Here is an 8868-nt window from a genome sequence, read left to right as displayed (position 1 = left end):
ACCTCCTTTCTCTCTAATCAAAGAATCTCATCACATCGCCACCCTTGCCAAGATTAGCAAGAGCCTGTATACAAGCAAAGACGCTGGCATCAAACAAGTCAATCCTTGCAGTACCACCGTCTCCATCTAATTTTTCGTATTGCACAGCGTCATCCACCTTTTCAATCGCTCTAACATTGCTCACACAGTATTCATAAGCGTCAGAATGAAGATAGTAAAATTCCTTGTTCTTGACTTTGAACTCAATCCGTCTGAACCCCTCAGATTTCAGATAGAATAACTGAGGTTGGTCAATCATCTTGAACTTAGCCTTTTTCATCTTGGCCAAAAACTCACGACCAAACTTCCTATCCATTCCCACAGCTTGGATTTTAAATCCACGCTCACGCATACTGATGAACCATTTGACGATATCATCATAGAGAACGGTAGGAGTGTTGCTCATCGTCAGCCAGCCATCAGATTGCCAGCCAAAAAGTGGAATCCCATCATCATTAGCCTTCTTCTGAGCATTAATCCGAGGAAAGAAAGCATGTGTGATACAGATATCAACATCTTTCTCACCATCATTATAGACACCGTAGAGAGCAGCTGCTGTTAAGTCATGTAATCTTGACAAGTCCGCACCACCATACCAACGAATCGGCAAGCGTGCCAGCTCTTCTAAACTCCAATCGTAGCAACTATCCGACGCAATGAACTCATCAGGATTAAAATAAGCGTTCATAGAGTTAGTGAAGATATTCAGGGTCTTATTGAAAAACTCGTTTCGAGTCTGAGGATCATTCATAGCCTGCTCTGCTTCTTCCTTGAGAGCCTTGAGCGAAACCGTGACACCCCATGACGGATTAGCCATCTTGAGGATGTTCTCGTCCAGATAGTCTACTACATCACCATCAGCAGATTGATTAGCCTTGCAGATGAAGATGAAAAATGAATCATCAGTGACCAATTGCTTGAGCACCTTTTGACAGTATTTCAGACGGTTAGCAAGGAACCCAGTAGGAATATCCCCAGCTGTAGAGATAACAAAAAGCATACTGTTACGGTATGCCGACATTGTTTTTTTCATAAGACCATGCTTCTTACTGTTTCGCATAGTATGAGCTTCGTCCAAGATGATAACATTCCCATTCAAAGAGTCCAATCGGCTCTCATCATTCGCTAGAGCTTGGATAAAGAAAGAACCCTCATCACCAAAGTTAGCAGTAATAGAGTGTTCCTGGTTATTGTCCTTGATACGAATGTTCTTATCATTCCATCGTTCAACGTTGAACCTTAAAAAACCAAAAGCTTCCATCGCTTGCTTGACTGAGTTAGCAACGATATAGCATTTCGAACCGCTATCCGTGTCCAGAATCTGATAAGCAAGTGCAATTGCAGCAGTAAACGAGGTCTTTCCATTCTTCCGAGCAAGCATAATAAGCGCTTCTTTGAACCTGCGCTCATTCGTCCCTTTATAGTAAAATCCAAACAGGTTCACAACTACAAAATGTTGCCAAGGTTGCAAGAGTAATGGCTTGTTACGGATAGATACCGCAAACATATCATCGCCCTGCTGATGAACTATCACGTTCTCGATAAAGTGAATAACAAAATCCACCATATCCTCATCCATCTCAAACGCTGGATTTTCTAAATCACGGAAAAAACGTTCAGCAGCAAAAATGTTCTCTTCGCAATGTTCTTCTCGGTGAGTTAAGACGTGTTGAGCGTATTCTTTTGCTTTATCAAGATTACCCATTGCCAGTCACTCGCTTCTTCTTGATTTCGTTCTTGAACTTCAGGACCTCAGTAAGAACTGACTCACCCTCTTGTTCTACTACCTCACCGAGCGACTTAGGATTCATCATCAACTGATTAGAGTAGCTGAGAATGTCTTTCCTCAAAATTTCCATAGCTGTCAAGATTGGAACTTTGCGCTCATTTTCAGCACCAGCCTTATTGACGTAGGTGTCTGTTACTGGATAACCCATGTCAGCATAATCTTGAGCAAGTTTCTGATACTGATAGAGCATTCCTGCAAAAATATCAATGATCATTTCGAACTCTTTACGATAAGTGCCCAAGTCTTTCATCTGCTTGACTACTTTTGACTTAATCGACTTCGCTGTAATTGGTTTAGCCAAAAACTACCTCCTTTCGTCAAAATCGCTTAGTTTTTACCCCCTTTTTGTTTGAAGGCCCCCGACTTGGAAAAAGTTCCCTTCACCGGTTCCCAGAGGCTTCGAAAAAATTTTTTTGAAGTGGGGGGGATAAAAAATTTTTTTCATTTTTCATTTTTGTTTTTGAAAAAATTTAAAAATTCTTTTTTTCTTTTCTTCTGCCAATAAATTCCATTTCCGATTATCTTATCGTTGTTGCGGTCATGGAACGTATTATGTTTGCGGTTGGTCAGCGGCAAACAATTCCAAGATACATACTCAAGTTCCGGATACTCAGATACTGGGTAAATATGATGAACCATTTCAGCTGGAACTGACTGCCCATATCTTAGACTTTCTTGGCAAAGGTAATCGTGTTGTCTCATGACCTTGTCACGGAACTTGTTCCACTTCCTTGTCTTCAAGCTCTGTCTGACTGGTTTGTTGTACATGATATATACTCCTTTGCAAAACAAAAGGACAGGCTCTTGACCTATCCCATCTCATACAAGAAATCTATGCTACCATAATAAACCTTTTTTTGTGAGACTTCAAGATGTCTTTTGTCTCATCTTTTATTTATCAAATCATAGACTAATACAAAAAGAAAAACGAACGGTAAAAAAATAAATCGCAGCCCTTCAGCAAGGAAGTCTAATACATCTCTTTTTGTATGATCAAAAAAAATGACTAAAATAATTAGGGTAAAAAAATAAACAACTAGATATCCTAGAAATAATCTCAATGTTCCATCCTTCAACTATACCAATTTTATCCCTCACTTTCACATATCTTATATTTTGTTAAACTCACTCTAAATCTCAAACCCTTACTAAGCATGGGTTTTAAAGAGTTTCATTTTTTCAGTTTATGCTTAACTCATTATGTGAAAGTAATATCTAAAAAATTAAATGACAAAGTTCCGTAAAGCATCATCAAGCTCTGCTTGTTCTATCCCTATGTATCTCAAGGTTATTGCAGGTGATGAGTGATTGAACATTTTCTGTAATGTCCCTACGTCCTTTGTCTTGTTGTAATATTTATAGCCGAATGTCTTGCGCATTGTATGTGTGCCGACATTATCAATGCCAAGCTCTTCAGCAGCCTCATGAATAATTTGATAGGCTCTCTCACGAGTGATTGCTTTATTTTTCCCTTGCCTACTCTTGAATAAGAAATGATGAAATGGTTTGTCTTCGACATATCTTCTCATTTCTTTCTTGAGTTCTTTTGTCATCCGTCTTGTTATCTGCTTGCCAGTCTTCCGTTCTCTCAGCTTGATGTGCCATCCCTGGACATCTTTAACTTTCAAGGTAAGTATATCTCCGACTCGTAAACCAGTATTCAGACCTGTGATGAATAGCATATAATACATCTCATTCCATTCTCTGAGATAATCTTTCATAGCTTGAATGTCATCATTATCTTTTATCGGTGATACAAATTCCATAACTGCCTCCTTTCTACAAAACAAAAAGCCAGCTGGTTGCTGACTCATGATGTTCCTCTGTTAAACAACTTTTCTGGAAAAAATAGGATGACTCCAACATGTGATTTGTGTTTTTGTTTTCAGAAGTTCATGCTATCATAATAGACCTTTTTTTGTGAGACTTCAAGATGTCTTTTGTCTCAATCTTATTTACAACTCACCTTTCAAAATAGCGTACTGCTCTAGGATAATCCTTCTACGTCGATAGATTGTAGCTTTGCTCATGAATTTCTGTTCTGCTATTTCTTCCCATCTCAGTTGAGGATATCTCCAGCGCAGATTAAAGATTTCCTTATCTTCATTAACTAGATTGATCAGTAGTTTGTTAATAATCCCTTTAAATCCTTCAAGAAATTTTAAAGTCGGATCATCCGCGATTCTGATTGCGATAGTTTCGGTAGGCTTGCTTATTCCTACAGTAGGCCCATTTTGGGCATCTGGGTTTCTGGTTTCTAATTCTAGCCTTCTTAAGTCTATTGTGCGTTGAATGTTTTGAAATTTGAAAAGTTCTCTGTCTAACGTTTTGAGTTCTTCGTCGCTCAATTTTTTCAATTTCCACCTCCAAGTTTTTAAAAAAATGTAAACAAGTTATCAAATATCTGAGAGAAAGCCTTGCGAATATTAGAAAATGCCTGGTTAATCATTTTAGCTATATCTTCAATTTCTTCAGGACTTAACTTCCGTAGTTGTTTGGCTAATTCTTCTTGCTTTTCTTGTATCTGCCGTTTAGCTATCTTTTTCTTAATTCTTTTGTTCATTGACTTTTAATTCCTTTCTTGGATCTCAATCCCAAAAAACGTACAGATATCTTCGATGGCAAACTCTAAAATACTTGCACCGTTCTCCCAATTATTGATTGTTGAAACGGAATAGCCTAACTTATCGCTTAACTCTTTCTGAGTCAGTCCACGCTCTAGCCGTTTTGTTTTCAAAATGGTATTGAACTCTTTGGGGACTATATCGAATAAAATTGATTCCTCAACTCCTAACTCTTCAGCTATTCGTTTTCTAAAACGTTCAGGCGGTACCTTGCCTCTTTCCCAACTACTAATCGTGTTTGCGGAAACACAGAGCACTTTCCCAGCTTGTGTTTGTGTCAATCGCCTTGATTTCCGCCACATCCGTAATTGTTCTGGGAATTTTTTGTTTTCTCTATTCATCATCCACCTCAATCTTTACGACTGCCCTACCATTCGGATTTCTTCTTTGTGTAGATGCAAAAGTGTAATACTTCAACATCCTTTCAGCGATTCCTGTTTCTTTGCTGATTTCAGTAAGAGTGCCCAATGTTATGAATGCATCACCTTGATACAAAGCGTATTCACTCATGTTCCATCTCCTCAATCAGCCAGTCAAGGTTCTTTCTGGCTTTCTTCAGGTCTTCAAGACCGTTTTTCTTCTGAAATCGCAGTTGATACTTCAAGGCATTTCCAAGATAAAAGCCTTTCAGCTGTTCTGGTGTCATGAAATTCCTTAAAGCATCGATAGATTCCATACCATATCTACCTTGGTAGTGGCTTGGTTTGTTGATGTTGTCAATTATTTCTGGGTTCATTCCTTATCCTCCAAAAGTTCTGGGTTTTCGTAGATATTGCCAATGACTTCATAATTCTTGCGAATATCTTCATAGTCCATAGCTTGAAACCATTCATCATCATCACAACTAGAATTAAGGTGAAACCCGATATTTTTTATTTTATATCCAAAATCTTCCTCATAAATCCATTTACCAAATTTGACTACGCTGGGCATTCCACTATTCCTAGAAACCACATCCCCCTCGAAAATCTCCACCCCGTTCTTATCCTTGAGTCCTGTTGATTGCATGAGGATCAATTCTGACTTTTCGATAGGAATAAGAAGTTTGGAGTCCGATGTTGGTTTTTCCATGTTGCAAATCAAGCCGTTATCTGTGATAAAAAAATGTTCTACGAATTTCTTTTCTACGCTATCCCACACTCTAAATTTTGGTGTCATGCCAAATCCTCCTCCTTCACAAAGCTGCCATCAATCCAACGACCCTTGCGATCTTTGATTTCTTGGTATGCCAGTTCAAAACACTCTTCAAAATCATAACCTAGCGACTTGCTGATTGATTTTAGATGACCAATCAATAGAGTCAATGATTTTATACGTAAGGTCATAAGTTTCAGATGTTGTTCTGTTTGAATGTTGCTAATACATGTATTTGCGTACGCGAATGATGTCATAATATCGTTCTTTCTAACATTCTTCGACTCTTCAAAAATACTATCCAAATCCACTTTGCTCAACAATCCCAGACCGACAATCACGACTGCGCAATCTCCAATGCTATCCTTGGTCAGCTTCTCATTCTTCTTGAGATAGCCTGCGCACAACTCACCGAACTCTTCGCTAAGTTTTAATGACTGCTTGTCTAGTCGTCCACCATTTTCTAAATCACGGTCTATAAACCATCGTTTGACTTGTTCTAGTGTGTTCATGATAACTCCTATCTTTTCGTTATTCTTGGTAAAATTTCATTCACGATGAATATATAATTAGGTGCAAGAGTTGCTTTTAAAACAATTGCAAGAACTAATGTTATCAAGCTTGCGCTTGATGAAATGCAACTAATTTTTAGTGGTATTTTTAAGTCCTTTCTTTTCCGTTCAATGCGTTCTAATTTAATTTCTTCCTCGGTTTTTCCTGTACGTATATCATAGGAATAAACAAAACCACCATCGTATGTAAAATATATGAGAGTTAAAACTGCTAAAACTACTGCAGAAACACTAAATATTATAATTGACATGATTTGAAAAAGACTGAAGAGATCATAAATCATCTTTTCTTTAACGAACATTTCATAAATCTGTGGTGCATTCCCTTTAAATGTTGTAAGCAAAGAACTTACTTCATCAACAGTCATATTTAGCATTTTTGCTAAAGCTTGTAAAATATCGTCCATTAGAGTAACACCTCATCCCCAACTTTCACTTTCTCGTACACATCCTTAGTAACCACGAACACCCCGTAATCACGAATCGTAAGTGTATATAGCTTCCCATGTCGCCCTTTCTCGACGACCTTACCGAATATCTCTGCGCCTGCGTTATCCGCCTTGTAGATAACCATCGGCTTCTTCTCTTCCAAATCTCGAATCCTGTCCATCTGCCAGATATTTAATCCGGCAGACAATAAAATCCAGATTGCGATAAAACGTTTCATTCTGCGACCTCCTTGATTTTAACAAATAAGATCTTGCTGGGATTGAGCAACACAATCTCAGGACCAAGATTGATTTCAAGAAGTTGCTTGTTTTCATAACGAAATTTTAATTCATTGATAAAATCATCTCTATTTGTTTTGAATTCTATTTGCTCGCCTCCTAACCCTATGATAAACGTTATTTTCTTCATCACTCCACCTCCTCAATCTCAATCCCTGGGCAATCGAATACCCAGCCGAAATCCGCTTCTTCTAGTTGTTTTTGGGTAAAATTCGTAGCTAGTCCACCCAGAGAGAAGAATAGTTTCTTATCCCCAGCATTATAATATAGCGGTTGTTTTGTTGTTTTCATCACTACTGTATACCGCTTTTCTTCCTCGACCTCATAGCCTAAAATCCAAGCTAGTGCGAATGTTTCTTGATTATCTGCCCATTGCAGCCACTTTTTAATCTCGGTATTTTCTTCAAAGATACTCATTGCTCCAAATAGAGAACGCCCTATATTTTTTGAATGCGTTATCCAATCTGCCACAAACTGAGGTACTTTGACCGGTTTTGGTTCGTCAAGACTTTTAATAAGCTCCTCTATATATACATAAACTGCCCAGCCAGTAAGTCTTATGAGGGTTTCTTTCTGTACCTCAATCCTTTTTAACGCTTCCTGCTTATTCATCTTCCAATTCCTCGTTATATTTTTCTACCAATTCATGCAACCACGACCAAGGTTCGGTTTCTTCACTGATTGGGTCAACTTCCCTTTCTTGCAACCAAGCTGAGAAGTTAACCACATTATCAATGTAGATTGTGTTGTAATCGCCCCAATCCCAAACCGTTAAATAAATTTCTGTTTCAGTTCCATTTTCATCTTCAACCGTTATTGAACCATTTTCAACCCACGCTGTACCAAAACACAATTCGCAAGTGCCAGTCTGTTCTTCCTGAAAATCTGAATGGTATTCTGTCACTTTATATTTCATTTTCCAACTCCTTTATTCTCTTCTTCCATCCTTTCACTTTCTTTTTAAGCACGTCACGTTCCTCAGACCTGCTAAAAGCAAGTGATTTAACACACGGCTCAGATAGTTCAACTATCCTTGCCTTCGTCTGCTCGATTGTTCGTTTCAATCCGTCGATGACTGTCTGTTTATCGTACTTCATCTTCTAAAAATCTTTCAATAGCTTCTCTATAGGAGACTTTCGCCAAGCCGTCTAAGTCGTTCAGTGCTTCAATATAGTCTGGACGACCTTGCCCATACTGCTTTTTCAAAAACTCAACAAAGAGATGAATTTCCTGATAGGTTAATCCAATCATATTTATCACTTCCTGCTAAAACGGAAAATCATCTTCTTCAAGGGCGTATCCTGGCATTTGTTCCTCAATGTTCGAACGGTTAGCTGTATCATCACGCTTTTCAAGTCGCTCAAAACCATCTGCGACCACCTCAGTCAGATAGACCCTGCGCCCCTCCTGATTCTCGTAGTTCCTTGTCTGGATGCGACCCGTCACACCGACCAGATTACCCTTCTTGCACCATTCTGCGAATAGCTCCGCCTGCTTGCGCCACATCATACAGTTGATGAAGTCTGCCTCTCGCTCGCCGTTGGCTCCCTTGAAATTCCGATTGACCGCCAGAGTAAAGGTAGCAACCGCCACATTCGACGGTGTATGTTTTAATTCAGGGTCTTTCGTCAAGCGCCCCACTAACGTAACATTATTAATCATCTTTCTTTTCCTTTCCTGTCGCACATTCCACAACTGAGTAACCGATAAAAAAGCACAGAAAAGTTATTCCAAATTCTTTAATAAATTCAATCATTTTCTTCTCCTCCTGAAAAAGTTGCTAAATAGTAACAATCCTTCGCACCATAGTCAAACCGTGTCGTCCGCTGACCAATGTGCTTCTGAAACCTTGGCTGAGTGATAGCCGAGAAAGCCCACTGATGATCTTCCATTTGCTCAATGAGATCATCGACATTGTCAAACGTCCCAAGGTAAAACTTGCAGTGCCCGTTGTAGACGAAGTAAAGCTCTAACATCAATAC

The 8868-nt window shown here is 38.9% G+C and carries 19 protein-coding genes; all 19 read right to left on the bottom strand.

Going from position 1 to position 8868, the window contains the following annotated elements; translation table 11 throughout:
• Nucleotides 1-13 precede the first annotated feature (13 nt).
• On the bottom strand, nucleotides 14-1744 hold the full coding sequence (locus HT721_RS07855) for a terminase large subunit (protein ID WP_173214399.1): 1731 nt from the start codon (nucleotides 1742-1744) through the stop codon (nucleotides 14-16).
• On the bottom strand, nucleotides 1737-2129 hold the full coding sequence (locus HT721_RS07850; protein WP_001118282.1) for a P27 family phage terminase small subunit: 393 nt from the start codon (nucleotides 2127-2129) through the stop codon (nucleotides 1737-1739). Before HT721_RS07850 ends, HT721_RS07855 begins: the two co-directional genes overlap by 8 nt.
• Nucleotides 2130-2269: 140 nt before the next feature.
• Nucleotides 2270-2596 (bottom strand): endonuclease, encoded by a 327-nt coding sequence (locus HT721_RS07845; RefSeq protein ID WP_033686226.1) that lies wholly within the window; start codon nucleotides 2594-2596, stop codon nucleotides 2270-2272.
• A 455-nt stretch (nucleotides 2597-3051) separates the two neighbouring features.
• The gene (locus HT721_RS07840; RefSeq protein WP_049505458.1) at nucleotides 3052-3594 is read right to left on the bottom strand and encodes a site-specific integrase; all 543 of its coding nucleotides are present in this window, start codon (nucleotides 3592-3594) and stop codon (nucleotides 3052-3054) included.
• A gap of 189 nt (nucleotides 3595-3783) precedes the next feature.
• Complete coding sequence (locus HT721_RS07835; RefSeq protein WP_173214397.1) at nucleotides 3784-4185, bottom strand: transcriptional regulator; 402 nt, start codon at nucleotides 4183-4185, stop codon at nucleotides 3784-3786.
• A 17-nt stretch (nucleotides 4186-4202) separates the two neighbouring features.
• Entirely contained in the window at nucleotides 4203-4391 is a 189-nt protein-coding gene (locus HT721_RS07830; protein WP_173214395.1) for a hypothetical protein, read from the bottom strand.
• A 6-nt stretch (nucleotides 4392-4397) separates the two neighbouring features.
• Nucleotides 4398-4793 (bottom strand): helix-turn-helix transcriptional regulator, encoded by a 396-nt coding sequence (locus tag HT721_RS07825; RefSeq protein WP_173229524.1) that lies wholly within the window; start codon nucleotides 4791-4793, stop codon nucleotides 4398-4400.
• Entirely contained in the window at nucleotides 4786-4962 is a 177-nt protein-coding gene (locus HT721_RS07820) for a hypothetical protein (RefSeq protein ID WP_173214391.1), read from the bottom strand. Before HT721_RS07820 ends, HT721_RS07825 begins: the two co-directional genes overlap by 8 nt.
• The gene (locus tag HT721_RS07815; protein ID WP_173214389.1) at nucleotides 4955-5188 is read right to left on the bottom strand and encodes a DUF3310 domain-containing protein; all 234 of its coding nucleotides are present in this window, start codon (nucleotides 5186-5188) and stop codon (nucleotides 4955-4957) included. Before HT721_RS07815 ends, HT721_RS07820 begins: the two co-directional genes overlap by 8 nt.
• Entirely contained in the window at nucleotides 5185-5610 is a 426-nt protein-coding gene (locus HT721_RS07810) for a YopX family protein (protein WP_173214387.1), read from the bottom strand. The genes HT721_RS07815 and HT721_RS07810 overlap by 4 nt, the downstream gene beginning before the upstream one ends.
• Nucleotides 5607-6098: a MazG-like family protein gene (locus HT721_RS07805; protein ID WP_173214384.1), complete on the bottom strand. Its 492-nt coding sequence runs from the start codon at nucleotides 6096-6098 to the stop codon at nucleotides 5607-5609. The genes HT721_RS07810 and HT721_RS07805 overlap by 4 nt, the downstream gene beginning before the upstream one ends.
• An 8-nt stretch (nucleotides 6099-6106) precedes the next feature.
• Entirely contained in the window at nucleotides 6107-6565 is a 459-nt protein-coding gene (locus HT721_RS07800) for a hypothetical protein (protein ID WP_173229522.1), read from the bottom strand.
• Nucleotides 6565-6825 (bottom strand): DUF1372 family protein, encoded by a 261-nt coding sequence (locus HT721_RS07795; RefSeq protein WP_049515369.1) that lies wholly within the window; start codon nucleotides 6823-6825, stop codon nucleotides 6565-6567. Before HT721_RS07795 ends, HT721_RS07800 begins: the two co-directional genes overlap by 1 nt.
• Complete coding sequence (locus tag HT721_RS07790) at nucleotides 6822-7016, bottom strand: hypothetical protein (RefSeq protein WP_173214380.1); 195 nt, start codon at nucleotides 7014-7016, stop codon at nucleotides 6822-6824. The genes HT721_RS07795 and HT721_RS07790 overlap by 4 nt, the downstream gene beginning before the upstream one ends.
• The gene (locus HT721_RS07785; RefSeq protein WP_112445635.1) at nucleotides 7016-7498 is read right to left on the bottom strand and encodes a DUF1642 domain-containing protein; all 483 of its coding nucleotides are present in this window, start codon (nucleotides 7496-7498) and stop codon (nucleotides 7016-7018) included. Before HT721_RS07785 ends, HT721_RS07790 begins: the two co-directional genes overlap by 1 nt.
• Nucleotides 7491-7802, bottom strand: a complete 312-nt coding sequence (locus HT721_RS07780) for a hypothetical protein (RefSeq protein ID WP_173214378.1) — start codon at nucleotides 7800-7802, stop codon at nucleotides 7491-7493. The genes HT721_RS07785 and HT721_RS07780 overlap by 8 nt, the downstream gene beginning before the upstream one ends.
• 167 nt (nucleotides 7803-7969) lie before the next feature.
• Nucleotides 7970-8137 (bottom strand): hypothetical protein, encoded by a 168-nt coding sequence (locus HT721_RS07775; protein ID WP_173214375.1) that lies wholly within the window; start codon nucleotides 8135-8137, stop codon nucleotides 7970-7972.
• A 15-nt stretch (nucleotides 8138-8152) separates the two neighbouring features.
• A complete protein-coding gene (ssb, locus tag HT721_RS07770; RefSeq protein WP_000609556.1) occupies nucleotides 8153-8548 on the bottom strand; it encodes a single-stranded DNA-binding protein in 396 nt (131 codons plus the stop codon).
• An 86-nt stretch (nucleotides 8549-8634) separates the two neighbouring features.
• Nucleotides 8635-8862: a hypothetical protein gene (locus HT721_RS07765; RefSeq protein WP_031222755.1), complete on the bottom strand. Its 228-nt coding sequence runs from the start codon at nucleotides 8860-8862 to the stop codon at nucleotides 8635-8637.
• Nucleotides 8863-8868 lie beyond the last annotated feature (6 nt).

Origin of the sequence: Streptococcus sp. 4094 (genome assembly GCF_013277125.1) — a bacterium.
Taxonomy (GTDB): domain Bacteria; phylum Bacillota; class Bacilli; order Lactobacillales; family Streptococcaceae; genus Streptococcus.
This window is presented reverse-complemented; position numbering and strand designations above follow the sequence as displayed.

Excerpts from the sequence above, each read along its gene's own strand:
- HT721_RS07800 (WP_173229522.1), bottom strand. The coding sequence starts at position 6,565 with ATGGACGATATTTTACAAGCTTTAGCAAAAATGCTAAATATGACTGTT.
- HT721_RS07765 (WP_031222755.1), bottom strand. The coding sequence starts at position 8,862 with ATGTTAGAGCTTTACTTCGTCTACAACGGGCACTGCAAGTTTTACCTT.
- HT721_RS07810 (WP_173214387.1), bottom strand. The coding sequence starts at position 5,610 with ATGACACCAAAATTTAGAGTGTGGGATAGCGTAGAAAAGAAATTCGTA.
- HT721_RS07780 (WP_173214378.1), bottom strand. The coding sequence starts at position 7,802 with ATGAAATATAAAGTGACAGAATACCATTCAGATTTTCAGGAAGAACAG.
- ssb (WP_000609556.1), bottom strand. The coding sequence starts at position 8,548 with ATGATTAATAATGTTACGTTAGTGGGGCGCTTGACGAAAGACCCTGAA.
- HT721_RS07795 (WP_049515369.1), bottom strand. The coding sequence starts at position 6,825 with ATGAAACGTTTTATCGCAATCTGGATTTTATTGTCTGCCGGATTAAAT.
- HT721_RS07830 (WP_173214395.1), bottom strand. The coding sequence starts at position 4,391 with ATGAACAAAAGAATTAAGAAAAAGATAGCTAAACGGCAGATACAAGAA.
- HT721_RS07790 (WP_173214380.1), bottom strand. The coding sequence starts at position 7,016 with ATGAAGAAAATAACGTTTATCATAGGGTTAGGAGGCGAGCAAATAGAA.
- HT721_RS07840 (WP_049505458.1), bottom strand. The coding sequence starts at position 3,594 with ATGGAATTTGTATCACCGATAAAAGATAATGATGACATTCAAGCTATG.
- HT721_RS07845 (WP_033686226.1), bottom strand. The coding sequence starts at position 2,596 with ATGTACAACAAACCAGTCAGACAGAGCTTGAAGACAAGGAAGTGGAAC.
- HT721_RS07805 (WP_173214384.1), bottom strand. The coding sequence starts at position 6,098 with ATGAACACACTAGAACAAGTCAAACGATGGTTTATAGACCGTGATTTA.
- HT721_RS07775 (WP_173214375.1), bottom strand. The coding sequence starts at position 8,137 with ATGATTGGATTAACCTATCAGGAAATTCATCTCTTTGTTGAGTTTTTG.
- HT721_RS07855 (WP_173214399.1), bottom strand. The coding sequence starts at position 1,744 with ATGGGTAATCTTGATAAAGCAAAAGAATACGCTCAACACGTCTTAACT.
- HT721_RS07815 (WP_173214389.1), bottom strand. The coding sequence starts at position 5,188 with ATGAACCCAGAAATAATTGACAACATCAACAAACCAAGCCACTACCAA.
- HT721_RS07785 (WP_112445635.1), bottom strand. The coding sequence starts at position 7,498 with ATGAATAAGCAGGAAGCGTTAAAAAGGATTGAGGTACAGAAAGAAACC.
- HT721_RS07820 (WP_173214391.1), bottom strand. The coding sequence starts at position 4,962 with ATGAGTGAATACGCTTTGTATCAAGGTGATGCATTCATAACATTGGGC.
- HT721_RS07825 (WP_173229524.1), bottom strand. The coding sequence starts at position 4,793 with ATGAATAGAGAAAACAAAAAATTCCCAGAACAATTACGGATGTGGCGG.